Origin of the sequence: Lentzea atacamensis, assembly GCF_003269295.1 — a bacterium.
Classification (GTDB): Bacteria; Actinomycetota; Actinomycetes; order Mycobacteriales; family Pseudonocardiaceae; genus Lentzea; species Lentzea atacamensis.
The window spans coordinates 298,679-324,458 of sequence record NZ_QLTT01000002.1 but is presented as its reverse complement, the minus strand read 5'-3'; the positions used below and the strand labels follow the sequence as shown (position 1 = coordinate 324,458).

At 67.8% G+C, this 25,780-nt stretch carries 24 protein-coding genes and 2 pseudogenes; 7 read left to right on the top strand and 19 right to left on the bottom strand.

Translation table 11 applies throughout. The annotated features are described in order from the left end of the window. Positions 1–23: 23 nt before the first annotated feature. Positions 24–440 carry a hypothetical protein gene (locus tag C8D87_RS10270; protein ID WP_109629665.1) on the bottom strand — a complete coding sequence of 139 codons (417 nt, stop codon included), beginning with the start codon at positions 438–440 and terminating at the stop codon, positions 24–26. A 92-nt stretch (positions 441–532) separates the two neighbouring features. On the opposite strand from C8D87_RS10270, the gene C8D87_RS10265 reads away from it, so the two are divergent. Continuing rightward, positions 533–895, top strand: a complete 363-nt coding sequence (locus C8D87_RS10265; RefSeq protein WP_170154694.1) for a hypothetical protein — start codon at positions 533–535, stop codon at positions 893–895. On the opposite strand, the gene C8D87_RS10260 is transcribed toward C8D87_RS10265, so the two are convergent. Further along, a complete protein-coding gene (locus C8D87_RS10260) occupies positions 885–2,396 on the bottom strand; it encodes a sodium:solute symporter family protein (protein ID WP_109629672.1) in 1,512 nt (503 codons plus the stop codon). The two genes, C8D87_RS10265 and C8D87_RS10260, sit on opposite strands and share 11 nt — an antisense overlap. A 243-nt stretch (positions 2,397–2,639) precedes the next feature. Between C8D87_RS10260 and C8D87_RS10255 the strand changes: the two genes are divergently transcribed. Continuing rightward, positions 2,640–3,278, top strand: a complete 639-nt coding sequence (locus C8D87_RS10255) for a LuxR C-terminal-related transcriptional regulator (RefSeq protein ID WP_112227014.1) — start codon at positions 2,640–2,642, stop codon at positions 3,276–3,278. On the opposite strand, the gene C8D87_RS10250 is transcribed toward C8D87_RS10255, so the two are convergent. Then, complete coding sequence (locus C8D87_RS10250) at positions 3,240–3,818, bottom strand: TetR/AcrR family transcriptional regulator (RefSeq protein ID WP_211337111.1); 579 nt, start codon at positions 3,816–3,818, stop codon at positions 3,240–3,242. The genes C8D87_RS10255 and C8D87_RS10250 overlap by 39 nt on opposite strands. An 82-nt stretch (positions 3,819–3,900) precedes the next feature. Here C8D87_RS10250 and C8D87_RS10245 point away from each other — a divergent pair, with 82 nt between their 5' ends. Then, complete coding sequence (locus C8D87_RS10245; RefSeq protein WP_112226499.1) at positions 3,901–4,935, top strand: FAD-dependent oxidoreductase; 1,035 nt, start codon at positions 3,901–3,903, stop codon at positions 4,933–4,935. Between the two features lie 151 nt (positions 4,936–5,086). Further along, positions 5,087–6,922 carry an acyl-CoA dehydrogenase gene (locus tag C8D87_RS10240; RefSeq protein WP_109629678.1) on the top strand — a complete coding sequence of 612 codons (1,836 nt, stop codon included), beginning with the start codon at positions 5,087–5,089 and terminating at the stop codon, positions 6,920–6,922. 77 nt (positions 6,923–6,999) lie between these two features. Here the strand turns inward: C8D87_RS10240 and C8D87_RS10235 are convergent. The 6 genes and pseudogenes from C8D87_RS10235 to C8D87_RS10210 form a co-directional block, all read right to left on the bottom strand. Then, a pseudogene (locus C8D87_RS10235) lies at positions 7,000–8,034 on the bottom strand (Cmx/CmrA family chloramphenicol efflux MFS transporter); the annotation flags it as partial. Positions 8,035–8,159: 125 nt separating this feature from the next. Continuing rightward, positions 8,160–8,951: a DUF1206 domain-containing protein gene (locus C8D87_RS10230; protein ID WP_233439115.1), complete on the bottom strand. Its 792-nt coding sequence runs from the start codon at positions 8,949–8,951 to the stop codon at positions 8,160–8,162. A 58-nt stretch (positions 8,952–9,009) separates the two neighbouring features. Further along, entirely contained in the window at positions 9,010–10,794 is a 1,785-nt protein-coding gene (locus C8D87_RS10225) for a VanW family protein (RefSeq protein WP_407656866.1), read from the bottom strand. 278 nt (positions 10,795–11,072) lie between these two features. Further along, positions 11,073–11,366, bottom strand: a complete 294-nt coding sequence (locus C8D87_RS10220; RefSeq protein ID WP_109632928.1) for a GroES family chaperonin — start codon at positions 11,364–11,366, stop codon at positions 11,073–11,075. Between the two features lie 36 nt (positions 11,367–11,402). Beyond that, positions 11,403–13,268, bottom strand: a complete 1,866-nt coding sequence (locus C8D87_RS10215; protein ID WP_112226497.1) for an NHL domain-containing thioredoxin family protein — start codon at positions 13,266–13,268, stop codon at positions 11,403–11,405. Next, the gene (locus C8D87_RS10210) at positions 13,268–13,618 is read right to left on the bottom strand and encodes an SCO4402 family protein (RefSeq protein WP_146231359.1); all 351 of its coding nucleotides are present in this window, start codon (positions 13,616–13,618) and stop codon (positions 13,268–13,270) included. Before C8D87_RS10210 ends, C8D87_RS10215 begins: the two co-directional genes overlap by 1 nt. A 406-nt stretch (positions 13,619–14,024) precedes the next feature. On the opposite strand from C8D87_RS10210, the gene C8D87_RS10205 reads away from it, so the two are divergent. Then, on the top strand, positions 14,025–15,044 hold the full coding sequence (locus C8D87_RS10205; RefSeq protein WP_112226496.1) for an NAD(P)-binding domain-containing protein: 1,020 nt from the start codon (positions 14,025–14,027) through the stop codon (positions 15,042–15,044). Here the strand turns inward: C8D87_RS10205 and C8D87_RS10200 are convergent. After that, positions 15,041–15,709: a dienelactone hydrolase family protein gene (locus tag C8D87_RS10200; protein WP_109629697.1), complete on the bottom strand. Its 669-nt coding sequence runs from the start codon at positions 15,707–15,709 to the stop codon at positions 15,041–15,043. The two genes, C8D87_RS10205 and C8D87_RS10200, sit on opposite strands and share 4 nt — an antisense overlap. Positions 15,710–16,180: 471 nt before the next feature. Then, on the bottom strand, positions 16,181–16,939 hold the full coding sequence (locus C8D87_RS10195) for a hypothetical protein (RefSeq protein ID WP_112226495.1): 759 nt from the start codon (positions 16,937–16,939) through the stop codon (positions 16,181–16,183). A 444-nt stretch (positions 16,940–17,383) separates the two neighbouring features. Here C8D87_RS10195 and C8D87_RS10190 point away from each other — a divergent pair, with 444 nt between their 5' ends. Then, on the top strand, positions 17,384–18,157 hold the full coding sequence (locus C8D87_RS10190) for a Cof-type HAD-IIB family hydrolase (RefSeq protein WP_215732280.1): 774 nt from the start codon (positions 17,384–17,386) through the stop codon (positions 18,155–18,157). Here C8D87_RS10190 and C8D87_RS10185 read toward each other — a convergent pair. The 5 genes and pseudogenes from C8D87_RS10185 to C8D87_RS10170 form a co-directional block, all read right to left on the bottom strand. Further along, a complete protein-coding gene (locus tag C8D87_RS10185; RefSeq protein ID WP_211337113.1) occupies positions 18,154–18,498 on the bottom strand; it encodes a PIN domain-containing protein in 345 nt (114 codons plus the stop codon). The two genes, C8D87_RS10190 and C8D87_RS10185, sit on opposite strands and share 4 nt — an antisense overlap. Before the next feature lie 15 nt (positions 18,499–18,513). After that, positions 18,514–19,881, bottom strand: coding sequence for a S28 family serine protease (locus C8D87_RS10180; RefSeq protein ID WP_146771672.1), 1,368 nt, complete (start codon positions 19,879–19,881; stop codon positions 18,514–18,516). Positions 19,882–19,931: 50 nt separating this feature from the next. Beyond that, on the bottom strand, positions 19,932–20,783 hold the full coding sequence (locus tag C8D87_RS10175) for an NAD(P)-dependent oxidoreductase (protein WP_215732279.1): 852 nt from the start codon (positions 20,781–20,783) through the stop codon (positions 19,932–19,934). A gap of 229 nt (positions 20,784–21,012) precedes the next feature. After that, the gene (locus C8D87_RS45820) at positions 21,013–21,159 is read right to left on the bottom strand and encodes a hypothetical protein (RefSeq protein WP_167969512.1); all 147 of its coding nucleotides are present in this window, start codon (positions 21,157–21,159) and stop codon (positions 21,013–21,015) included. A 148-nt stretch (positions 21,160–21,307) separates the two neighbouring features. Beyond that, positions 21,308–22,500: pseudogene (locus C8D87_RS10170) on the bottom strand (AAA family ATPase). A gap of 143 nt (positions 22,501–22,643) precedes the next feature. Between C8D87_RS10170 and C8D87_RS10165 the strand changes: the two are divergent. Next, complete coding sequence (locus tag C8D87_RS10165) at positions 22,644–23,249, top strand: SIMPL domain-containing protein (RefSeq protein WP_109632932.1); 606 nt, start codon at positions 22,644–22,646, stop codon at positions 23,247–23,249. Here the strand turns inward: C8D87_RS10165 and C8D87_RS10160 are convergent. The 3 genes from C8D87_RS10160 to C8D87_RS10150 are packed head-to-tail and all read right to left on the bottom strand — an operon-like array spanning position 23,246 to position 25,742. After that, positions 23,246–23,506, bottom strand: coding sequence for a hypothetical protein (locus tag C8D87_RS10160; RefSeq protein WP_112226492.1), 261 nt, complete (start codon positions 23,504–23,506; stop codon positions 23,246–23,248). The genes C8D87_RS10165 and C8D87_RS10160 overlap by 4 nt on opposite strands. A 31-nt stretch (positions 23,507–23,537) precedes the next feature. Next, positions 23,538–24,506 carry a serine hydrolase domain-containing protein gene (locus C8D87_RS10155; RefSeq protein WP_112226491.1) on the bottom strand — a complete coding sequence of 323 codons (969 nt, stop codon included), beginning with the start codon at positions 24,504–24,506 and terminating at the stop codon, positions 23,538–23,540. 30 nt (positions 24,507–24,536) lie between these two features. After that, a complete protein-coding gene (locus C8D87_RS10150; RefSeq protein WP_112226490.1) occupies positions 24,537–25,742 on the bottom strand; it encodes an acetyl-CoA C-acetyltransferase in 1,206 nt (401 codons plus the stop codon). Positions 25,743–25,780: the final 38 nt, after the last annotated feature.

The window sequence follows — 25,780 nt, the reverse complement described above, 5'->3', positions numbered from 1 at the left end:
GGGCCTTCGCTTTCGGCCTGGAATCAGTCGACCGGTAGGCCCCACGGGCGGCGGTCCAGCTCCACCCAGCCACCGCCACGAGCCAGTGCGGCGCGCACACCCGCAACGTGCTGGGCGAACGACGCGAGGTCGCCGTGCAGCAGTTCGGCGCGTTCGACGTCCAGCGGGTGGGTGTCGTCGTGCCACAGGTCGACCGGGAACGACGCCACGAACGGCATGGACTGCAGGAGCTGCAGCAGGCCGGCTGAGGGCTGGGAGGTCTCGGCGAGGTAGTCCAGCCGGATCGACTCGCAGGCCGCCAGGAGCTCGCGGACCTGGCGGATGGCGTCGGCCGGAGTGCCGTCCCACGACGGGTCCGGGTAGACGCGGTCGCTCAGCTCCAGCCAGAGCCGCCAACCCGCGGTCAGTTCCGCGTCATCTGCAGGAAACCACGCACCCATGGCATCCACTGTGCATGCGCCACGGCGCACGAGTCTCGTGACGATGACGCACGCCACGGCAACCATCGAGTGATGTGTGCGTCTTGAAGCGCATGACGCGTGTGTGGCAAGGGCGAACCGTGCTGCTCAGTCTCACGATCGGGCTCGCGACGGGCGTGCTGCTGACGTTGCTCGCGGTGCCGGCGCTCAAGTACGAGGTCGTCGAGCACGCCAACCTCCTGACGAGGGTGCTGGCCTACGGCTTCCTGCTCGTGCCCATCGCGGTCTTCACCGTCCTGAAGAGCCCCTTCCCGGTCACGCACACGACCGGGCTCGTCGTGGGGGCCACGGTGGTGCTGGCTACGACGGCCGAGTCGTACACCGGCACGCCGATGCCCTACATCTGGCTCGCGGCGGCGACCCTGTTCGGGTGCGCCGCCGCGAGGATCATGAAGAACGAACGCGCTACGCCTTGACCGGCTCCACGTCGGGAGCGTCGGACCTGAGCGAGTCGATCAGCGCGTCGCGCTCGGCCGACGGTTCGGGCTTCGCGAAGCCGATCACCAGGTAGAGGAACAGGGAGACCAGCAGCGGCGTCGAGACGATCAGTGCCTGCGAGACGGCGAAGTCCTTCAGGAACTGCTGTTCGACGTAGAGGAACACCCAGGTCGAGAGGCCGCCGATGGTCGACGTCAGCGCGGCCGTCGGGCCGACCTTGCGGAACCACGGGAGCAGGCCGAGCATCAGCGGGATCGCGATCGGGCCCATTGTGGCTGCCACGAGGGCGATCACCACCTTGAGCACGAAGCCCTTGGTGTCCGCGGTCAGTGCGATGGTCATCGACAGGCCGATGAACGCGAACGTCGTGATGCGCGCCAGTTTCAGCTGCGCCTCGGCCGTCATCCGCAGGGCGCCCTTCCAGATGCGCGGAAGGATGTCACGGGTGATGACGGCGGTGATGACGTTGGCGTCGGAGGAGACCATCGCCATCGTGTGCGAGAAGAAGCCGGCGAGGACGAGGCCCACCATGCCCGCGGGGAGCATGGCCTTGCCCATCTCGACGTAGGCCTGTTCGGCGTTGGCCCCCATACCCGGCACGATCAGAGGGGCGGCCCACATCGGGAAGAACAGCACGAGCGGCCACACCAGCCACAGGAACGCGGACAGCAGGGCCGAGCGCTTGGCGGCGAAGCCCGACGGGGCGGCCATGTAGCGCTGGGCCAGGTTCCACATGCCGCCGTTGTACTCGAGCGTCTTGATCAGGAAGAGCGCCATGAAGAACGTCAGGGTGTAGGGGCCGGTCAGCGGTTCGCTGTGGCTCGCGGGGAGCTTGTCCCAGATCGTCCACATGAAGTTGATGCCACCGAAGTGCGACGCGACCGCGAAGAACATCGCGAAGCCCGCGAGGCCCTGGATGATGAACTGGCCGAAGTCCGTCAGGGCGTCCGCCCAGAGGCCGCCGAGCACCGAGTAGATCATCGTGACGACGCCGACGAGGGCGATGCCCCAGAAGATCGGCACGCCGGCGAAGCCCTGCAGCAGCAGCGCGACGGCGACCCACTTGGCCGCGATGTCGACGACCTTCAGGCCCGCACCCGCCCACGCCATGACCTGCTGGGTCGGCACGTTGTAGCGGATGGCCAGGTACTCGAGCGGTGACTTCACGTCGTGCTTGGACCGCAGCCGGTTCCACGCGGGCGCCCACAGGAACGCGCCGATGCCGACACCGATACCGATCGTCAGCGACCACCAGATGTAGACCGTGAGGCCGAGCCGGTACGCCTCCGCCGCGAACGCGACGAACATGACGGCGCTGTAACCGGACATGTGGTGGGAGATTCCCGACAACCACCAGGGCATCTTGCCGCCGGCGGTGAAGAAGTCGGCGATGTTGTTGATCCGCCCTCGGGACCAGAGCCCGATGCCGACCATCACCACGAAGTAACCGGCGACCACGATCCAATCGAGGGTGCCCATGTGACCTCCTTGCGTGCACACACGTGTGCCCGCGAGAGCACCAGGCCTCATGGCGGCGGGAACCTGGCACATCCGCACGGGATATGTGACGTAGGTCTTACGAGACTGTTGCCGTGGGACGGAAGACCTTCAGCAGTCTTGAATCACATTCGTGACCCTTGTTCATACACGTGAACCGGCTGTTCCGCGTCATGACTCCGAGGGAACGACGTCTCACCTCCGGACGTACGAACGGAGGTGCTGATGCTCCCGCCAGGCCGGCCTGCTCCCGGCGTCGCGCTGATCGACCCCGTACCGCTCTACCGCGAGGGCCTGTCCGGCCTGATCAGGCGGACGCCCGGCCTGCGCTGGCTCGGCTCGACGGGCGATCTGCACGCCGCAGTTCGGCTGCACGAACGACTGCGGCCCGACGTGCTGCTCGTCGACTCCGTGCTCGACCCCGTCGGCCACCTGGCCAGGCTGCTGGTCGAACGTGATCCCACACTGCTGGTCATCGGTCTGGTCCGCGACGCGCACTCGCACGCGAACTACGTGACGACCGCACTGGAAGCAGGGGTGCGTGGCGTCGTGCCGCGCTCGGCACAGCCCGAGCAGATCGTGCGGGTCATCGCGGAGACGTTCCGTTCACGCGGTTACGTACATCCCGACCTGCGCCCCAACGAACGGCCGACGCTGACGCGGCGCGAGTACGAGGTGCTCACGCTCATCGCGGACGGCCTGGAGAACCAGCAGGTCGCGAACGAGCTCATCGTGTCCGTGGAGACCGTGCGGACCCACGTGAAGGGCATCCTGCGCAAGCTGAGCGCGCGCGACCGGACGCACGCGGTCTCGCTCGCCTACCGGTCAGGGCTGCTGATCGGCCGCCCAGCCGTGCTCGAGTAGCCCGAACAACTCCTCCGCAGCCTTCTCCCGGTCCTGGCGCCCGAAGATCACGTCACGGGCCTCCAGCGCGAACCGGGCCAGTCCCGCGCACCTCACGTCGTCCAGCGGCGCGCCGATGTCCTCGGCAATGGCGTGCGCCAGCGCGGTCTCGTGCCGGATCCACATGGTGCGCTGATACGCGCGCAACGACGGTGTGCTCTCGACCAGCCGGAGGAACGGCCCGAACAGCGGATGGTCGGCGTGACCCGCCGCGGCACCCACGAAGTGGTTCTTCAGCGCCTGCGGGATCGACTGCCCGGCCGGCCGGTCGCGCACGGCCGCGACCAGCGCGGACTCCATCTCGGCGTCCTCGTCGAAGAGCAGCGCCTCCTTGCTCGGGAAGTGCTTGAACAGCGTCGTCACCGACACGTCCGCCCGGTCGGCGATCTCCTTCACGCCCACGTCGTCGAACCCGCGCGCCAGGAACAGGTCAAGCGCCGCATCGGCGATCGACTGGCGGGTCTGCAGTTTCTTGCGCTCACGGCGGCCGAGTTCGGTCACCACTCGATCGTACCGTGCGAGTTGAGCCACTTCAAAAGTGTAGTGGTTGCACTTTTGTAGTCGATAGGCTTTCATCGACGACATGACCACACCACGCATCGCCATCGCAGGGGCCGGACTCGGCGGCCTGACCTGCGCCCGTGTTCTCCAGCTGCACGGCTTCGAGAACGTCACGGTCTTCGAGCGCGAGAGCTCGCCGGAGGCCCGCCAGCAGGGCGGCACCGTCGACCTGCACGCCGACAGCGGCCAGGAGGCCATCCGCGCCGCCGGCCTGTTCGACGAGTGGCGCGCTCTCGCCCGCTTCGAGGGTCAGGAGCAGCGCAAGGTCGACCACGCCACGGCCGCGTTGGTCGAACACGAGCCACCAGAAGGCGACTTCCGCCCGGAGATCGACCGCGGCCAGCTCAGGAAGCTGCTGCTCGGCTCACTCACACCGGGAACCGTCACGTGGGGGCTCGGCATCGGCTCCGCAACACCAGGTGAAGTCACCTTCCTGGACGGCTCCACCGCGCCGTTCGACCTGGTCATCGGCGCGGACGGCGCCTGGTCACGGGTGCGGCGGGCCGTCTCGCCCGCCCAGCCCGAGTACACCGGCGTGATGTTCGTCGAGACCAGGCACGACAACGACGAGCTGCTCCTCTACCTCACCGGCCAGGGCACGATGGTCGCCGACCACGAAGGCCTGATGCTGTGGGCTCAGCGCAACAGCGGCGATCACATCCGCGCGTACGCGTGCATGCGCGCGCGTGAAGATTGGAAGCCCTCCAACGCCGACCTGTTGGAGTTGTACACCGGCTGGCACCCGTCGCTGCAGGCGTTCCTCGCCGGCGAGCTGATCCACCGGCCGCTGTACGCGCTGCCCGTGCCCCACACGTGGGAGCACACGCCCGGTGTGACGCTGCTCGGCGACGCGGCCCACCTGATGCCCCCGCTGGGCGTCGGCGCGAACCTCGCCATGCAGGACGCGGCCGATCTGGCGCTCGCGATCGCCGCGCACGGTGTCCGTCAAGGTGCCCAGACCTACGAATCTGTCATGTTGCCGCGCGCGATCGAGGCCCAGAAGCTCACGAACGCGGGACTGCTCGACATGGTCCCCGAGCGCCCCATACGCGTCTGACCGGCTCTCATGCCCGATTCAGGCGGGTTGCGGGACTGTCTACTTCACCACCAGTGGGTGGTCGCTCTTGCCGGGGTTACTGTCGGGTAATACTCTGTTGTTACCGGTCAGTAGGCGACCCCGCCGCGACCCTGAGGAGTGAGCTGACGAGATGGGCCACTACAAGAGCAACGTCCGGGATCTCGAATTCAACCTGTTCGAGGTCTTCAACGTGCAGGACCACCTCGGCAAGGGGCCGTTCGAGCAGTCCGACGAGGACACCGCGCGCGGCGTTCTGGCCGAGATGAAGACCCTGGCGGAGGGTCCGCTCGCGGACTCGTTCGCCGACGCCGACCGCAACCCGCCGGTGTTCGACCCGGCGACGCACTCGGCCACCCTGCCGGAGTCGCTGAAGAAGTCGTACCAGGCCGTGTGGGACGGCGAGTGGTACCGCATGTTCCTGCCGGAGGAGCTGGGCGGCTTCGGCACCCCTCCGTCGGTCGCCTGGGCCGCGTCCGAGCTGATCCTCGGTGCCAACCCGCCGATCTACATGTACCTGGCGGGCCCGAGCTTCGCGACGGTCGTCTACAACAACGGCACCGAGCGCGACAAGCACTGGGCGCAGATCATGATCGACCGCGGCTGGGGCGCCACGATGGTGCTGACCGAGCCGGACGCCGGTTCCGACGTCGGTGCCGGCCGCACCAAGGCGATCAAGCAGGACGACGGTTCCTGGCACATCGAGGGCGTGAAGCGCTTCATCACGTCCGCGGACCAGGACCTGACCGAGAACATCATGCACCTGGTGCTGGCGCGCCCCGAGGGTGAAGGCATCGAGGCCAAGCCGGGCACCAAGGGCCTGTCGCTGTTCCTCGTGCCGAAGTTCCACTTCGACCCGCAGACCGGTGACCTGGGCGAGCGCAACGGCGCCTTCGTGACCAACGTCGAGCACAAGATGGGCATCAAGGCGTCCACCACGTGCGAGCTGACGTTCGGCCAGCACGGCGTCCCGGCCAAGGGCTGGCTGCTGGGCGAGGTGCACGACGGCATCGCGCAGATGTTCGACGTCATCGAGTACGCCCGCATGATGGTCGGCACCAAGGCCATCGCGACGCTGTCGACCGGCTACCTGAACGCGCTGTCCTACGCCAAGGAGCGCGTCCAGTCCGCCGACCTGACCCGCATGACGGACAAGACCGCCCCGCGCGTCACCATCACCAACCACCCGGACGTCCGCCGCAGCCTGATGCTGCAGAAGGCGTACGCCGAGGGCCTGCGCGCCGTGTACCTGTACACCGCGACGTTCCAGGACAAGGTGATGCTCGGCGGCGAGGACGCGGAGCTCGCGACGAAGGTCAACGACCTGCTGCTGCCGATCGTCAAGGGCGTCGGCTCGGAGCGTGCGTACGAGCAGCTGGCGCAGTCGCTGCAGACGCTGGGCGGCTCGGGCTTCCTGCAGGAGTACCCGATCGAGCAGTACATCCGGGACTCGAAGATCGACTCGCTGTACGAGGGCACCACGGCCATCCAGTCGCTGGACTTCTTCTTCCGGAAGATCATCCGCGACAAGGGCCAGGCGCTCGCGTTCATCAACGGCGAGATCCAGAAGTTCCTCGACAACGAGGGTGGCAACGGCCGCCTGAAGGAGGAGCGCGCGCTCCTGAAGCAGGGTCTCGAGGACCTGCAGGGCATGCTCGGCGCGCTGGTCGGCTTCCTGACCTCGTCGCAGGAGGACGTTCGCAACCTCTACAAGGTCGGCCAGAACTCGGTCCGCCTGCTGATGACCGCGGGTGACGTGCTCGTCGGCTGGCTGCTGCTGCGTCAGGCCGAGGTCGCGCTGGAGAAGCTGGGCGGCACGCCGTCGGCCAAGGACAAGGCGTTCTACGAGGGCAAGGTCGCCGTGGCGTCGTTCTTCGCGAAGAGCGTGCTGCCGGAGCTCACCGCCCGCCGCAAGATCGCCGAGTCGACCGACAACGCGCTGATGGACATCGACGAGAGCGTCTTCTAAGACACTCCGCGGACAACGGGTCCTCCCACCTCCTGCCCGAGGTGCGAGGACCCGTTTTCATTGCGTCAGAAGGAGAGCGCCATCGCCAGCGGGCCGATGACGGCGCCGATGTTGAGGGCGGCGGTCGCGTAGGAGCCGGCCATGGTGGGCGCGCCTGCCGCGTGGTGCAGGACACGCGCGATCAGGGTGCTGCCCACCGCGAACGACAGGACACCCAGCAAAAAGACCAGTACCAGCAACGCGATCGGCTCCCTGCCGAGGACGTCGAGACTCGACCAGCCGGCGAGCAGCAGAGGTCCGCCGAGCACCACGACCGGCCGCGGTGACGAGTCGGCCAGTCTGCCGCCGAGAGTGACGCCGAGGAACGCGCCCACGCCGAAAAGCACCAGCACGACCGGTACCCACCACTCGCTCAACCCGGCGACATCCGTCACGACCGGAGCGAGGAACGTGAAGTGGCCGAACGTCACGGCGTTCACCAGCACCGCGAGCAGGATCACCAGCACCAGCCGCGGTTTGCCGAGCTCGGCCAGCTCAGGTCGCAGCGCCGGCGGTGCGGTGCGAACCCGGCGCACCGGAGTCCCGGCCAGAACGCCGATCGCCGCGGGCACGCAGAGGACGGCGACCGCGACGAACGTGGCGCGCCAGCCCAGTGCTGTGCCGAGGAGCGAGCCTCCTGGCACACCGGCGATCGTCGCCACCGTCGTGCCCGACAGCAGCACGGCAAGCGCCTGTCCACGCCGTTGCGGTGAGACCAGCGCGGCCGCCGTTGTGAGTGCCACGGCGAGAAACCCGGCGTTCGCCAGTGCTGCGACCAACCTCGACATCAGCAGCACGGCGAAGTCCGCGGTGGCGGCACCGACCAGATGTGCGATCAGGAAGACGACGACGAACGCGAACAAGCTTGAGCGTGGCAACCAGTTGCGGGCGATCACCGCCATCAACGGGGCGCCGACGACCATGCCGGCGGCGAAGGCCGAGGTGAGCAGGCCGGCGGTGCCCACCGGCACGCCGACGTCGCCCGCGATGGCGGGCAGCAGACCGGCGAGCATGAACTCGGAGGTGCCCATGGCGAACACGGCCAGGGCGAGCAGGTACAGCGAAAGAGGCACAGAAGTACTCCGGAGGCAAAGGGTTGTCGGGGCTGACGGTTAGACCGCAGCCCCGGCCCTGGATGCCTCCGGAGTCGACATGACCGGCACGCTAGCGCGCCCGCACCACGGCACGCATCCGGTTTTCAGCCCTTGAAAGCGCGCGCAGCGACGAAGCAATAGACGCCGAACGCAGCGATGCCGATCGCGACGGCAGCGAGGAGATACGGACCGAACGGTTGTGCGGCGACGGTTTTCAGCGCCTTGTCCATGCCGCCTGACTGCTGCGGGTCCGCAGTGATCGCCGCCAGGCCGATGAGGACACCGATCACGCCGTACGCGAAACCCTTGCCGATCCAGCCGATCCGGCCGACCGGTTCGATCCACGACGGCGCCCGGCTCATGTCCAGATCCTTCTCGAAGGACTTCTTGAATCCCTTGTAGGCGATCACACCCGCAGTGATCAGCACGCCGATCGCGACCGCGCCGACGAGCCACTGACCGCCCGGCCACGCGAGCACCTGCGCGGTCAGTTCCTGTTGCTGCTGCGTGGTGTCCTCGGCGGCGCCGCTCGTCGCGTACTTGAAGGCGCCCAACGCGATCGCGCTCGCGGTGATGGCACGGGCGGCGGAGCCGATGCGCTTGGAGATCCGCTTGCGCTTCTTGGCAACGTAGGAGTAGCCGACGAAGGCCAGAATCAGCTGCCAGATGGCGAAGAAGACCAAACCGATGCCCACTGTCCACAGCAGCCAGGCACCGTTCTCGGCGAGCTCGCTCAGCGCGCCCTTCGAATCCGTCCGCTCGGCGCCTCCGCCGAACGCGACCTGGAGCGCCAGCCACGCAATCAGCACGTGGACCGCTCCGTACACAACCATCCCCACCCGCCCCAGCGTCTGGACGATGGGATGTCTTCGCGCCTCATGCGCAACAGTGGCCACGAACGGGTGAATACCCGCGCGTGGCCACTGCAAATCTCTCCGGGAGCCGGAAGAGGGCTCAGCCGCCGGGTGGCGGCTCACAGATGATCTTGAACTGCGGGTCATAGCGGACGGTGCGCGACTCGGTGCGGGACTGGCCGGTGCGGCGGTCCTTTATCGTGCGGGTGTCCGTCACGGAGAAGCCGGGGGCGCCGTTGCTCGGCGTGCACCCCTCCTTGTTGATCTTCTTCTCCTGCGGCTGGGTGGGGTTGAACTCACCGCTGGTGGAACCGGTGACGTCGTAGTTCTTCGTGCCCCACAGCCTGATGGTGATCGAGGACGGGGTCCAGATCGTCTGGATGGCGACGCCCGTGTCGTCCGGGTTCGTGAACGCGATGTCGATCAGGCTGTTGCCCGCGCCGTCCATGAACACGGTGGCCTCACGGCCCTTCGGGTACCGCGTGATCCAGTAGCTGTGCTCCTTGTGGCCCGCGTCCTTCATGCCCGCGTAGTAGTACGCGTTGTAGAGCGTGGTCGCGAACTGCGAGATGCCGCCACCGACCGCTTTGCCGGGGATGCCGTTCTCGATGATGCCCGCCTCGACGTAGCCCTGCGCGGTGCCGCGGGGGCCCGTGTACTTGTTGAGGCTGAACGTCTCCTTGGGCTTCACGATCGCGCCGTTGACCTTTTCGGCCACGACCCGGATGTTGACACCCGAGGCGGGAGCGAAGCCACCGGTCTGGAACTCACCGATGACCTCCTTGATGCCCATCTTGTTCGCCTGCTCGGTGGTGACCTTGGCGGGCGTGTGCTTGTACTCGAACTTGATCTCGCGCGCGTCGGTCTTCTTCAGCGTGTCGAAGTACGGCTGGAGGTTCTTGTCCCAGTCGAGGTCGAGGCCGTCCACCGACTCCTTGACGGTCGGCTTGCCGCCCTCGAAGACGATCTGGGCGTCCTTGCCCTCTCGGACCGTGTCCTTGAGCTGCGGGAGGGCCGCCTCGACCAGCTTGTCCTTGTTCGGCTTGACGTTGAGAGCGCCGCCGTCGCCGGGCTCGAACACCAGCGTGTTGAAGATCTGCTCCGGTGTGAGGTTCGCGTCCTTGCCCTCACCCTTGATCTTGACCGGCCCGGACACCGCGGTCTTGACGATGTCGTTGAGCGCCTGCTCGACGCCCTCCTTGGTCGTCTTGACCGGGGTGAAGTCCATCGGGACCTCGACGGGGTTGCCGGAGGCCCAGTTCGAGACGATGACGTTGACGGCCTCCTCGGCCTTCAGCTTCTGACCGTTGTGCGGCTCGACGGCGACAGCGTTGCCGCCCTCGAACTTGATGGTGCCCTCGGTCGGCTCGTGGTCGAGCTTCGGCCGCATGGCCTCCAGCGCGCTGCCGACCTTCGCGTCGTCCGCCTTCGTCGCGACACCGACCTCGCGGCTGGTGAAGAACGAGGTGACGCGCGTGATCGGGCTGAGCGGCTGGCTGCCGGCACGATCGACCGTCGCGTTCCAGTCGAGCTCCAGACCCGCCGTCCTGGGGTCGAGCTCCGCGGTGACGTCGCCCGCCTTCAGCGCGACCGGCTTGCTCAGGCGCGGGCCGATCTCGTCGCGCAGCTTCTTCTCGGCCTCGTCGTGGCCCATGCCGCCGACGTCGACGCCGGCCACCGTGACTCCGCGCGGCACGTTGCCGCTGGAGACGAGGATGTCGAGGCCGTAGAGCAGGCCGAACGCGCCGACGACGGCCGCGGCCACGATCAGGGCCTTCTTCTTGCCGTTGCGCGGCTGTTCCTCGTCCTCGCCCGGCTCGATCATCACCGGCCCGTAGACGCCGGAGTCCTCTGGCTGCTGCTGCGGCGGCGCCACCGGCTGCATGAACTCCGTGGCGTCCTCACCGGCGGGAAAGCCGACGCCTGGCACGGCCGCGGTGACGGTCGGCTCGTTGTCCGGTTCCTCGGACGGCCACGCATCCGTGGACGCGTTCGCGTTCACGGGCGAAATCTTCGTCGTCTGCTCGGAGGCCGTGCCTCCAGGGTTGACCGGCGGCATCGCTCTCGTCTTGTCAGCGTCGTACGGCACAGCTCTCCCCGTTGCCCTGTCTCCTGAGGCGGCAAATGTGTGTAGCTATCAGGCGCAGATCACTAACCGGCGGCTCATAGGTACAAACCAGTACCGTGCTCGGTGAGTTCGCTGGCCACAGCGTGCAGATCACGTTCCCTCATCACGAGATACGTGGTGCCCTGCACCTCGACCTCAAGCTGATCTTCCGGGTTGAACAGAACCCGGTCGCCCACCTTCACGTGACGCACGCTGGTACCGACCCCGAACACATCACCCCACGCCAACCGCTTCGCCATCTGGGCGGTAGCGGGGATCACGATGCCTCCGCTGGAACGCCGCTCGCCGTCCTCCGGCGAGATTCGCACCATGACACGGTCGTACAGCATCTGGATCTCGAGCTTGACATCAGGCACCAGCAGAGTCTACGTGGCCTGTTGAGGTGCCTCGTCCATGCCGCCCATGAGCAGCGGCAGCCGGGTAGGTGCATCGGCAACCACTTGAACCGGCACCCCCCAATCCTGCCTGGTCAGACGGCAGACCGGGTGTTCGTCGGCAGGATCGTTGCTGCAACTGGCCGCCTGCGCCACCACGTGCAACACGCCGTTCGTGACCTGATCGTTGATCCGCAACGCCCGTACCAGTTCGGTGCCGACGCCGGCACCCTCCAAGATCAGCTCCGGCGGCGAGCTGGTGATCTCCAGCCGCGTCGAGGGGCCGTACCTGTCGTCGAGCTTGGTGCCCGTCGGCGGGGTGAAGATGACAGCCAGTTCGATCTCCCCGGCCGCGATGTCGGTGCTCGGACGCTTCACCTCGTGGGCTTCACCGTCGATCTTCGTGGCTTCCTTGGTGAACCGCTCGAGCCGGTGGGCGGCGCTGGCCACCACCACGAGCTCGTCGTCGACCAGGAGAGCGTCGGACGGCTCGGCGATGTCCGTCGCGATGGTGGTGAGCGCGTTGGTCTCGGGGTCGTAGCGCCTGATCGCGTTGTTGTAGGTGTCCGAAATGGCGATCGAGTGGTCTTTGAGGACGGTGACGCCGAGCGGGTGCTGAAGGAGAGCTTCTTCAGCGTCGCCGTCCTTGTGGCCGAACGCGAACAGGCCCTTGCCGACGACGGTGCGGACCTCGCCGTTCTCGAGGTAGCGCAGTGCGCTGGTCTCGGAGTCGACCATCCACAGCCGGTCGCCGTCCGCGGCCAGACCGGAGGTTTGGGCAAAGAAAGCTTCTTCTTTGGGACCGTCGTTGATGCCTTCGACCGTGGTGCCCGCGAGCCGGCTCGTGGTGTTGGTCTCGGGGTCGAAGAAGCCCAGCGTGTGGTTGCCGGCCATGGCGATGGCCACGCCGCCGCTCCACCACGCGACGTCCCACGGACTGGTCAGGTCGATCTTGTCGGCGGGTCCGTCGGTCTCGCCGTCACGCCACTGCTCTCCGGTGCCGGCGAGGGTCGTGACCTCGCCGGTTTCGAGGTTGAGGCCGCGCAGCAGGTGGTTGACGGTGTCCGCAATGACGACGTCGTAGCCGTGGGTGTTGGGGACGAGCGTGAGGCCCGCGGGCTCGGAGAAGGTGGGGCTCGTGCCGTCCCGCCTGCCCCGCTCGCCGGTGCCGATGCGGCGGATGACGGTCTCGCCGTCGGCCTCGAGCTCGACGATGCTGTGGTGCGCGGAGTCGCTGACCAGGATCGTGTTGCTCGGGGTGACGATCGCCTTGGCGGGGAACCGCAGCGTGGTGTCCTGGGGCTCCGGTGCGACGTACGGGCCGTTGCCGCGATGCAGCGTGCCCTTCTGCTGATGCTCTTCCTCGAGTTCCCTGATGATCGTTTTGAGGGCTTCGACGTGGCCTTCACCAGCGGCGACGTGGACGATGTAGCCCTCGGGGTCGATCAGGACGAGGGTGGGCCACGCCTTGACGGCGTAGTTCTGCCAGGTGGTCAGCTCCGGGTCGTCGAGGACGGGGTGGTGCACCTCGTAGCGCTCGACGGCGGCCTTCAGCGCGTCGGCGTCGGCCTCGTGGACGAACTTCGGCGAGTGGACGCCGATGGTGACCAGGACGTCCTCGTGCTCCTTCTCGAGGGGGCGCAGCTCGTCGAGGACGTGCAGGCAGTTGATGCAGCAGAACGTCCAGAAGTCGAGCAGCACGATCTTGCCGCGCAGGTCCTTGAGGCTGACCGTGGTGTCACCCGTGTTGAGCCAGCCGCGTCCGACCAGTTCGGGGGCGCGGACACGGGCGCGGCGCTTCGCAGTCGTCACGGCCGTATCCAACACTGTGGACGGTCGGGCTGTTCCGGCGTCCATCATGTGGACGGGGTCAACACCTCGCGAGCGTTTTCCGCGGCGGTGCGCACGTGCGGCCAGCGCGGGTGACGCAGGTGAGCGGGGTCGGGCGCGACGGGGTCGAGCTGGTCCAGAACGCCCAGCAGCGGAACCGGCACCGCTCTGATCGCCGCGACCTCGTGCTCGTCCCTCAGCGTCCAACCGACCGACTCGGCCACGTCCCGCCGGCCCCGGACGGTGTCGTCGACCAGCCGGTGAACGGCCTCGGTGAGGCCTGGCCACCGCTCGACCGCTTCCGGAACGAGAGTCGCGAGCACTTCGAGGGCGGCGATGACGTCGGCACGCATTCCGGGCGATCTGAGCTCTGTCATGGTCACCGCTCTCAAGCCTGCGCTTCGGGAGGTGGATGCCGGAGAAGTCCGCGGACCTCAGCACCGCGCGCACGAGGTCGAAGTCGTGCCCCTGCCAGCTCACCGGTGCGCCGTCGCGGAGATGTCGGGCGATCACGTTGGTGATCGACAGCCGGATTTCGGACTCGGTGTCGTGGTACCACTCCGATTCCAGCGAGGTCGAGCCGGGCCGTCGGTGCCGTCGGAAAGCCGAGCGCTGCCCACAGAAGCGCGGCGGCCGCCGCAAAGACGGTTGGACCGATCAGCACAACCAGGCTGATGTGCTTTCTGATTGACCAGAGAAGCCCGGATTCCACGATGATGGGAGGTAACCGCCCACCTGAACCTTTGCGCCGTGTTTGGCGTAGAGGATCCCGGGAGGTGCGCGATGGTGGAGTACCTGGTGGTCGGTGCGGGTCCTGCGGGGCTGCAGATGGGGCGTTTCCTGCACCAGGCGGGCCGCGACTACGTGATTCTGGAGGCCGAGCCGGGGCCGGCGAGTTTCTTCCGCAGGTTTCCCCGGCACCGGGTGCTGGCGACGGACGACAACTCGCTGTTCGAGGGGGTGCCGTTCGCGCGGTACAGCAAGCGGGCGTTTCCCGGCGCGGACGATCTGGTGCGGTATCTGGAGGACTTCGCGCGGCCGTTGAACATCCGGTACAACACGCGGGTCACGCACGCGGACCAGTACGAGGCGCGGCACGTCATCCTCGCCACCGGCCAGAAGCCTCACGTGCCGGGCATTCCGGGGATCGAGCATGCCGAGACGTATGCCAGCGCCAGCACCGATCCGACCGAGTACGCGGGGAAGCGGGTGCTGATCGTCGGGCGCGGGCACAGCGCGTTCGAGACGGCCGACCACATCGCGGCCACGGCTCGGCTCACGCACACCGTCGGGCGGACGGTGCAGCGGATCGTCAAGGACGGCAACGGGTTCGTCGCAACGATCGACGGCAGCGGGGAGCTGCGGTACGACAAGGTCGTCGTGTGCACGGGCTTCCGCAGGGACACCAGTCTCGACGTGCCGCACGCGCACGTCGTCACGGGCGACTCGATCAAGGCGATCCGGCATGCCGCACGGGCGTTGCACCGGACGTTGGAGGCCGAGCACCACGGGGTGCCCTGGCCGCACCGGAAGATGCGCAACCGGCCCGACTCGCTGGCTGCCACCGTCGCCGTCCGGGCGAGGCAGATTCCCGAGGGACTGGCGGATGTCGTTGTGCCCCAAGGCGGGCACGCACTGATCTACGACGAGATGCCCACGACCGAACGCAACGGGTTCGTGGTCACGCGCACTCAGGTCCGGCACTACCGGCGCAACGAGCTGATCGCGGTCGAGTGCCGGTTGCACCGCAAGCCGCTGGAGAGGTTCTTCTCGCAGCAGCTCGCGGTGCCCTGCATCTCCTAGGCCGGCAGCGTGCGCGCGAGGAATGCCGCGGTCAGGTCCCAGGCGCGGTCGGCGGCGTCCTTGTCGTACCAGGGGCCGAGGTGGTTGAGGTACGCGTGGCCCGCGGCCTCGAGGTGGATCTCGGCGCCGTCGTGCGCGGCCACCGCGTCCACGACCTTCTGGTACTCGGTGATGAACGCGTCCTCGGTGCCGAAGTGGAACAGGATGGGACAGGACACCTGGTCCAGCGTGCTGATCTGGTCGGGTACGCCGGAGCCGTAGAACGACACTGCGGTGTCCGGGTCGGAGGCGACGGCCGCCGCGTACGCCAGGGTGCCGCCGAGGCAGAAGCCGAGCACGCCGACGCCGCCGGTGACCTCCGGCAGGTCGCGCAGGTACTTGACCGACGCGACGACGTCCTGGACGGCCAGCGGGAAGTCGAGATTGCCGACGACCTCCATCGACTTCTGGATGCCGGCCTCGTCGTGCTCACCCACCCAGCCCGGCTGGAAGCGGTGGAACAGCTCGGGCACGGCCACGACGTAACCGAGCGCGGCCAGCTTCTCGGCGACGCCGCGCAGGTAACCGTCCAGGCCGAAGATCTCCTGGATCAGCACGATGCCGGGGCCGGACCCGGACTCGGGGAGCCAGACGGGCAACGGCATGTCGTCAACTCGATGGGTCATAAGACGATCCTGCCCGAGGATCGTGGCAGCACCTGCGCCGTGGGCAGGCCTGTGAGCCGGTCGACACCGTCGAGGCGTTGGGATGCCAAGTGCGCCGCGCACGGAGACGATGCGTACGGGATCTGCCCCTCCAGAGGACCATGTCTGTTTGTTCAGTTCATTCCGGCAGGCCCGGATTCCTTCTCCGGCCGAAAAGAAGCCCTGTTCGCCGTGGCGGCGAACAGGGCTTCGACATTCCGCTCGTCGACACCATGCGTCTGTCCGGCCAGGACAGAGCAAGGTTCAGGCAGCCAGCCCCGAAGATCCGGCCAACTCAGCGGTCAACAAAGACGGAGAAACGTTCCCGACGTTTCTTGCAAGCGCAAGCAAGAATGTCCGGCCTGGACGGATGGATGTCGCCCGAACCCTCGGAGGCGACATCCATCCGTCACTTTCGGAGTGTGGCTTCGGTCTTGAGCAGACCGGGCCTCATCAGCCGAGCAGGCTGCCCTTGACGGCCGCGTCCTGCTGGTAGACCGGAGCATTGCTGCAGGCGTTGTAGTCCGAACCCAGCAGACCACCCTGCTGCCACGGAGCGGGGCACGGGATGTTCACGTTGACCAGCGGCGCACCGACGGTGCCCACGAGCTGGTTGATCGAACCGTTGTTGTACACCGGAGCGGCAGCGGTCTGGCCGAAGCCGGTCGGCTGGTCCGCCCAGGTCCGCTCGGTGCCGACGAGGTCACCGGCCACCGGCGCGCCCTGCTGGAAGACCGCGGCGTTGTTGCAGGCGTTGTAGTCGGCGCCGGCCACGCCACCCTGGTTCCAGGGGGCGATGCACGGAGCGTTCACGTTGACCAGCGGCGCACCGACGGTACCGACGAGCTGGTCGATCGAACCTTCGTTGTACACCGGAGCAGCGGCGGTCTGACCGAAGTCCTCGTTGCGGGCGTCGGCCTCGCCACCACCCAGGTCACCGGCCACCAGCGCGTCCTGCTGGTAGACCGGAGCGTTGTTGCAGGCGTTGTAGTCGGAGCCGGACACGCCACCCTGCTGCCACGGAGCGGGGCACGGGATGTTCACGTTGACCAGCGGCGCACCGACGGTGCCCACGATCTGGTTGATCGAACCGTTGTTGTACACCGGAGCGGCTGCGACCTGGCTGAAGTCAGACGCCTTCACGTCGTCCTCGCCTGCCGAGGCGACAGCCGACGATGCCAGAACGGAACCGACCGCGAGGGTGGCCGCCACAGTCCCAAGGACCGTCCGACGCAGGGCGTCCAAATTGAACATGGATGCTTCTCCGTTTCCTACAAGATAGGGACCGCTCAGATTGCGTCCTGCCCAGGTCCGGGAGGAATGCACGCGGTGAATCGAGTGCCGCCACATTAGCTCCGACTCCGGCCGTAGCAAGTGGACATCCGCACTTCGTGCTCCTACTTCACCCAAAAGTGTTCTGGTTCCACGTCTGGACACACACCCCCTGAATGGGCACGCCCCGAGGTTTCCCCGAAAAAATCACACGATCCCATTGGTAAGCCACCAACCGATATTCGAAACCGCAGGGTCTCGCACGGCGGCACGCCAGGACAGTCGTAACGTCACAACAGGCGGCGCCACCGGCAGGAGCCTTCGACCGGCTCGACGTGGCGAAACACGTTCGTGTGCAAGACGATGCGGCCCGATAATCGGGCGATGATCAGGCTGATCGCGACCGACCTCGACGGCACGCTGCTCCATCCCGGCGGGGTGCTGAGCGACCGCACCCGCGCCACGCTCGAGGCCGTCGACGCCGATGTCGTGGTCGTCACCGCCCGGCCGCCGCGATACGTGGAGGACCTGGCGCTCACCGGCACGGCGATCTGCGCCAACGGGGCGATGATCTACGACCTGGCGAACCGGGAGGTCCTGGAGGCGCAGACGGTGCCGCTCGACATCGTGCGGAAGGTGGCCGAGGCGCTGGCCGAGGTGATCCCCGACGTCGGCATCGCGGTCGAGACCGGCCTGGAAGTGCTGGGAGAGCCGCGCTTCCAGGGCTTCGGACCGAACAATCCACACAGGACACTGGAGCTGCTCGACCACGTCTTCGACGAAGCGCACCAGGTCGTGCAGATGCTCGCGTGGGCGCCGGATGCCGAGGCCGATCATCTGATGGAGATCGCCGCAGAGGCGGTCGGGCAGCACGTGACGGTCACGCACTCCGGCGGTATCGGCCTCCTGGACATCAGCCCGCCCGGCGTCTCGAAGGCGTCGGCGCTCGAATCCCTGTGCAGAGCAAGGGGAATCAGCAAAGAGGAAGTCATCGCGTTCGGTGACATGCCGAACGATCTGTCGGTGCTCGGATGGGCCGGCACGGCGTACGCGATGGGCAACGCGCATCCGCGCGTCAAGCAGGCCTGCAGCAACCACGCGCCGCCGAACACCGAGGACGGCGTCGCCCAGATCATCGAGCAGCTCTTCCGGCTCTAACGGCGCGGCACCGAGGTGGGTCCGGCCACCTCGGCACCCAGAGCTGTCACGCGCCGCCGCAGCTCGCGATCCGCGGTCACCACGGTCACCGGCCGGTCGGTGCCTTCCGACCGCACGACCTCGACGATCTTGTCGTCGCCGGAGCCGTCAGCGGCGACGACCCGGACGCCGTCGACGCTGGAGATGTTGCGCGCCTTGCCTTCCACGACGAGGACCACCTCCTCGTCGCGACCCTGCAGGGCGTCGCGGAGGCGTTCGGCCGCGCCCGCTCTGTCGCGCCACCACCCGTCGGGCACCGAACCCACGACGTTGGCTGCGTCGACCACGAGCAACGGCTTCACGCCTCTCAGACTGCCTCAGCCCCGGCGCGCCCGCAGCGCGTCGAGCGAGTCCGGGCCTTCGTCAGCGTCGGACAGCGCGACGGACGCGGAGACTCCGGCCCAACGCAGCACGGCCGCTGTCGCAGCAGCACGTTCCCTCTCCGGCAGCTTCGCGATGTTTGCGCCGTGGTTGCCTCCTGGCACCACGAACGACAACGAGTCGCGCGTACCCGGACCGAGGCGGAACGGTTCCGCGCTCCACGGGTCGTTCTGGCCGTTCACGAACAGCAGCCGCGAGCCCTGGTGGCGCACCCAGCGGTCGATGTCCTTCATCGCGTGGCGGTCGAAGCGGGGGAACTCGATCGAGGCGGGCACCATCGTGCGCGGCACGCTGACGCCGGGGTGGCGCAACAGGTCGCGCACCGCAGACTCGTCGGCTTCCGGCCAGCCGAGCTGCGTGCCCGCCTGGTAGTAGTAGGTCTCGTAAGGCGCGACGCCGGCATCGGTGTAGAGGTCCCAGCCAACGGTCTTGTCGACGAACGTCCAGAGGTCGTCGACCGAAGCACCCGAACCGGGAACCAGAACGCACTGGTCCTGGGTTCCGTATTGCCAGAACGTGAACGGTGTGTCCAGGACGAGGACTTCCAGCGCCCGGTGCGCGCCGCCGAACTGCTTGTAGGTGTAGCCCTTGGCCTCGAGGCGAGAAACGATCGCGTCGCGGTGCTGCAGGATCTGCCTCTGCACACCTTCCAGCCGCCGGTTGCACGTCGGGTCGTTGCCGACGTTGCGGATGAACTCGCCGTAGACGTCGCGGTCGTTCACCACGTCGTTCGGCGCCACGTACGCGATGGTCGCGTCGACGTCGCGCGGGAAGAACCGGCGGTGGTAGACCGACGTCATGCCGCCCTTGCTGGCACCCGTCGAGAGCCAGCGGGCGCCGTAGATCTTCTTGAACGCGGCGACGATCCGGTGGTGGTCGCTTGCCGCCTGCCAGATGTTCAGGTCGTCCCAGTCCGCCGGCGACGGGCGGGACGGCGTGAAGAACCGCTGCTCCACGCTGATCTGGTTGCCGTCGACGAGCCGGGCCGGCTCGGACGCGCTGATCGTGCCGGACAGGTGGTAGCCGGAGGTGTGCAGCACCATCGGCTTGGTCTCCGCCTTGTGCAGCAACGAGAACCGCTGCTCGAACCGGACGCCGCGCGGCTTGCGGTGGTCCGCGGGCTGCTGCATGCCGAGGACGAACGTCCGCGCGGTGCCGGACGCCCCCTCGCTGATGATCCGCACACCGGGGATGGCGGCGATGCGGTCCTTGATGTCGGGAGCGGCGGATGCGACCGAGGCGACGCCCATGACCTGTGTAGATGCCAGGCCGAACGCCAGCAGGGAGCGTACGAGTCTGTTCACCAGGCCAAGCTATTGAGCCCGCACGCCCAGAAGGACCGGCCGATCGTCGCCTATTCGAAGCTGGCGTAGTACGACGCGGCCATGTCCTCGTCGCCGTGGCCCTTCGTGACAGCGCGGTTGAGCCGCGCACTCGACGCCTGCGCCACGTCGAGGTGAACGTTGGCGCGCACCGCGGCCTCGTTCACCAGCAAGGCGTCCTTCAACGCGTTCTGCACGGTGAACGACGGCGGGAAGGACCGCTCGATGATCGCGTTGCCCTTCATCTGCAGGTACGCGCAGTCCGTCGCACCGCCGGAAACGGCTTCCAGGAACAGCTTCGGGTCCAGCCCGGATGCCTCGGCCAGCGACACAGCCTCACCCACCGCGGCGGTCAGCGCGAGCACCCAGCTGTTCGCGACGAGCTTCAACCGGGACGACGCACCGGTCTCACCGACCCACATCGTGCGAGCACCGATGACGTCGAAGATCGGCTGGACGCGCTCGCGCAGTTCGGGAGCACCGGAGGCGAGCACGACGAGATTGCCTTCGGCCGCCGGTTTCACGCTGCCCAGCACCGGTGCGTCGACGAACTCCAGCCCGAGGGAGCGGGCGAGCGCGATGTGGTCCTCGGTGGCCGAGATTCCGACAGTGGACGCCTGGATCCACACCGCGTCGTGCGGCAGCGAAGGAGCGGCGTCCTGCATGGCCGCGGTGACCGTGGCGCCGTCGTTGAGCATCGTCAGCACGATCTCCACGTCCTCGACGGCCTGAGCAGACGTGTCGGCGACCGTGACGCCCTTCTCGGCGAGCGGTTCGGCTTTGGCGCGCGTGCGGTTCCAGACCCGGACGTCGTGTCCGGCAGCGGCGAGGTTGGCTGCGATGGGGGCACCCATGAGGCCGGTGCCGAGCACGGCGATCTTCATGTCCCCCAGCAAACAAGAAACCTCGCGGTGCTGCCAGGTCGGGGGTCCGACAGCACCGCGAGGTCAACCGTGACATCGGCGGACCGACGTGCACTGTTACAGAGCCATCATACTGTGGCATGGATCACGTTTAACAGATTGAAGCCCCTGGAGCGCGGGAGGTGCTCCAGGGGCTTCCGTTTGGGGAGGCACTCGCGACGGGGCGCCGTCGAGCGAGTGCCGGGTCGAGTCAGCGCAGGGTGGTGACCTGAGCCTGGGCGATGGCCATCAGCTCGTGACGCATGGCCGGGGTGGTGGCCATGTCGATCGCGCGAGCCACGGCCTTCCGGTTGCGCGCCTCGGCACGACGGGCGCGGAGCTTCGCTGCGAAGTTCATCGGGGTCTGCACTTCCCTACTCGGAGGTCTGTTTGGTTGGTGACTTAAGTATGCACCCCCAGACCTGCGACCGCACGCGATTGTCCGGTGAGTTGGGGCACACGCCGATGAATCATCGGCTGACAACGTGAATGGCCGGACAACATCACTAGTCCTCTCGGCCCAGCAGGAACCTCCCGAAGTGCGGCACGGTGAAGGCGATCTGTCCCCGTTCCGCGCTGTAGACCAGGCCTTTCTTGATGAGCGAGTCCCGCGCGGGCGACAGCGACGAGGGCTTGCGGCCCAGGTGGTCGGCCACCTGGGCCGTGTTGACTCCCGCATCCTTTCCGTCGGTCAACTCGGCCATCGCCCGGAGATACTCGCGTTCAGCGGGCGTCGCACGCTCGTATCGGGAGCCGAAGAAGCCCACGGCCAGCTCCGCGTCGGCCTCGGGAGCGGCCACGGAGACGTCCAGCGCGGAGATCGGATCGGCCGGCGCGGCGTCCCAGGCGGCCTTGCCGTAGGCCTGGATGAAGTACGGATAACCACCCGACGCGTCGAACAACGCGTCCAACGCCTCGTCCGTGATGCCGCGTCCTCCCGCTCGACCGGCGCGAGCACCGCGCGGTCGGCGTCCTCCCGGCTGAGCCGGTCGATGCGGACGTAGCGGAAGAGCCGTTCCGAGTACGACTTGCTGGCCGACAGCACCGCGGGAAGGTGCGGCAGACCCGCTCCGACGACCACAAGAGGCGCGCCGAGCTGCGACAACTCGTGACACGCCGCGCACAACGCGCTGATGTCGTCCGGCTTGAGGTCCTGCATCTCGTCGATGAGCAGCGCGACGCCCGTGCCCACGTCCTGGGCGAGCTCGGCGACGTCGGTGAACAGCTCGACCAGGTCGATCTCGATGTCACCGGAGTCCGCACGCCCCTGCGCGGCCGGCACGTCGATGCCCGGCTGCCAGCGATCGCGCAGCTTGGCGCCGTCGGGTGCCGCTCTCAGCGCGAACGCCTTGAGGATGCCGAGGATCGCCTCGACCCGGTCCGGCGCGCGGTGCCGGACCGCGAGGTCGCGGATCGCCCGGTGCAGCGCGGCGGAGAGCGGCCGGCGGAGGTCGGCGTCCGGCCGTGCCTCGACCTTGCCGGCACCCCACCCGCGTTTGACGGCCATGGACCGCAGCTCGCCGAGCAGCACCGTCTTGCCGACACCTCGCAGGCCCGTCAGCACGAGGCTGCGTTCGGGACGGCCGCGGGCCACGCGTTCGAGCACCACCTCGAAGGCGGAGACCTCCTTGTCCCGGCCGGCGAGCTCAGGAGGCCGCTGGCCTGCACCGGGAGCGAACGGATTGCGCACCGGGTCCATGCCTCGCACCGTATCGGCGTTTCTAGTGCCCGAAGTAGAGACGCGCAGACGAACCACGACTGGATCTGTATTCGACTTTCTAGTGATTGAGCAATACTGCTGAATAGTTGCGGATGGACCTGGGCACGGGTTGGCTGGGCGACGTGGCTGAAGTCGTGACGAAGGGGACCGGTGAGGTCGAGCGAACCGCTGACCGCGCCCAGGTGGACGTGACGTTCGAGGCTGTCGGTGCCGAACGCTCCGAGGCGGTGAGCACGCTCAACCAGCGCATTTCCGCCGTCGAACCGCTGCTCGAGAACTTCGAGGTGCGGTCGCGGCAGCTGTCCGTGCACGACAACTGGGACAACAACCAGCGCGTCGGCAGCCGCGCGTCGCAGCAGTACGTGATCTGGGTGAGCGACCTGGACCGGCTCGACGGGCTGCTGGCCGAGCTCGTGCAGGCCGAACCGTCGTGGATCAACGGACCGTCGTGGACGCTCGTCGACGACACCGAGGCCATCCGGGAGGCGCAGAGGGAAGCCGTCGCGGACGCGCTCCGCCGGGCCGAGGGCTACGCGACGGCGCTGGGGCGGCGGCTCGGGCCGTTGTTGCGCATCGGCGACACCGAAGGCGGGCACTACTCGCCGATGGCCCGTTCGGCGAGCTTCGAGATGGCCGGGGCCGCGGGGATGGTGGACCAGCTGAACCTCAAGGCGCAGCAGATCACCGTGACCGCCACGTGCACAGCAGCTTGGTCGCTGCTCGACTAACTGGCCTGCAGGGCCACCATCGCGGCATGCACCGCCGCCGCGTCGCGGTCGCCCGGCTTGGCCTCGCGCCAGTTCGTCAGCCACACGTCACGGCGTGCGGCCGCGGCGGCCAGCGTCAGCACGACGTAGGCGCGGCGGTCCCAGCTGCGTGCCGACGCCATCGCGTCGGCGGCCGGTCTCCACTCGTCGCGGAGGGTGCCGCTGAGCGCGCGGGCCAGCACCGGATCCTGCACGGGATCAACGTACGACTCCAGCATGCGCCTACCCCCAGGTCCGCATCATCGCGGTTCAGAGAGTCTGCATGGCACTCAGCCAGAAATCACGCATGACGAGCGGCGAGGTGGGGCTCGTCATCACGGTTCGGGTGAGCAGGATCGTGATCAGGCCCTGCGACGGGATCACGTGGGCCGCTGTGCCGGAACCACCGACCCAGCCGTAGCGGCCCGCGACGTTCCACGGGTCGATCTCCGCGACGTCGACGCTGCCGCCGATGCCCCAGCCCTGACCCTCCAGGAAGATCCGCGCGGCCTCGCGCTCCGATGCCGTCATCGTGTCGACCGCCAGCTCCGCGAGCAGGTCACCCTCCAGCAAGAACCTGTTGAACGCCAGCAGGTCGTCCGCGGTGGACCGCAGGCCACCGGCGCCGGACGGGAAGGTCTCGCTGGTGAAGCCCGTGTTCGTCATGCCCAGAGGCACGTAGAAGCGTTCGGCCAGGAAGTCCGGGAGTGAGCCCGTGACGCGGTGGACCAGCAGTCCGAGCACGTCGTAGGACGTGTTGTAGAGCCAGCCGTCGCCCGGCTGGTGCAGCAGCGGCACCCCGGCGAGCTGTTTCAGCCACTCGTCCGGCGGCGGCGGGTCGTGCGGGGGCACGTCTTCGAGGAGCTTCTGCGTGACGGGCAACGAGAAGTCCGCCGTGAAGCCCCAGCCGCAGCGGGACGTCAGCAGATGTCGGACGGTGATCGCGTTCGTCACGGGGACGACGTCGTCGACCGGGCCGCCCGGCGTGCGCACCACCACCGGTTTCGCGAGCTCCGGCAGCCAGGTCGCGATCGGGTCGTCGAGCCCGATCCGGCCGTCCCGCACCAGGAGCATCGCGGCGGTGGCCACGATCGGCTTGGTGACCGAGGCGATCGGGAAGACCGACTCGCGGGTTTCCTCGCCGATCGCCGCGTACTCGATGTCGTCGCCTCTGGCGACCAGCGCGACCGCGGACGGCGTGGTCTCGCGGTGCGCCTCCAGAACTTCCTGCAGCGTCATGAACGGTTCGACTTCAGGAGTCCGCGAAACTCATCGCTCCAGGATCGCGGTGATGCCCTGACCGCCGGCGGCGCAGATCGACACGAACCCGCGCCCGCTGCCCTTCTGGTGCAGCAGCTTGGCCAGCGTCGCGACGATCCGGGCGCCGGTGGCGGCGAACGGGTGCCCCGCGGCCAGCGAGGATCCGTTGACGTTGAGCTTCGCGCGGTCGATCTCGCCGAGGTCGGTCTCCCAGGCCTTCAGCGTCGCCAGCACCTGCGATGCGAACGCCTCGTGCACCTCGTAGAAGTCGAACTCCTGCAGCTTCAGGCCCGCCTTGTCGAGCATGCGCGGCGCGGCGTGCACCGGGGCCATGAGCAGGCCCTCGTCGCTGTGCACGTAGTCGACGGCGGCGGTCTCGGCGAAGGTCAGGTAGGCGAGCACGGGCAGGTTGCGCTGTTTCGCCCACTCCTCGGTGGCCAGCAGGACCGCGGAGGCGCCGTCGGAGAGCGGGGTCGAGTTGCCGGCGGTCATCGTGTCGCCGAAGACCGGCTTGAGCTTGGCGAGCTTCTCGACGCTGCTGTCCGGGCGGAGGTTCTGGTCGCGGGTCAGGCCGAGGTACGGCGTGACGAGGTCGTCGAAGAAGCCCTCGTCGTACGCGCGGGCGAGGTTGTGGTGGCTGCGCGCGGTGAGCTCGTCCTGGTCCTCACGCGTGATGCCGTACTTGGCGGCGGTGACGGCCGCGTGCTCGCCCATCGACATGCCGGTGCGCGGCTCGCCGTTGCGGGGCAGGTGCGGCACGACGTGGCTGGGGCGCAGCTTGGCCAGCAGGCTGATCTTGCGGGTGCGGTTGAACTCCAGCAGGAGCTTGCGGAAGTTCTCGTTCACGCCGATCGGGGCGTCGCTGGTGGTGTCGACGCCGCCCGCGATGCCCGCCTCGATCTGGCCGAGCGCGATCTTGTTGGCCACCGCGATGATCGCCTGGAGGCCGGTGCCGCACGCCTGCTGCAGGTCGTACGCGGGCGTTGCGGGACTGAGCTTGCTGCCCAGGACCGACTCGCGGACGAGGTTGAAGTCGCGCGAGTGCTTGAGCACGGCGCCCGCGACCACCTCGCCGAGGCGTTCTCCCTGCAGGTTGAAGCGGCTGACCAGCCCGTCGAGGACCGCGGTGAACATGTCCTGGTTCGACGCGGTCGCGTACGGACCGTTCGAGCGGGCGAACGGGATGCGGTTGCCGCCGATGATCGCTACTCGCATACCGGCATACTACCTACTAGCGAGTAGACTTACTAGCG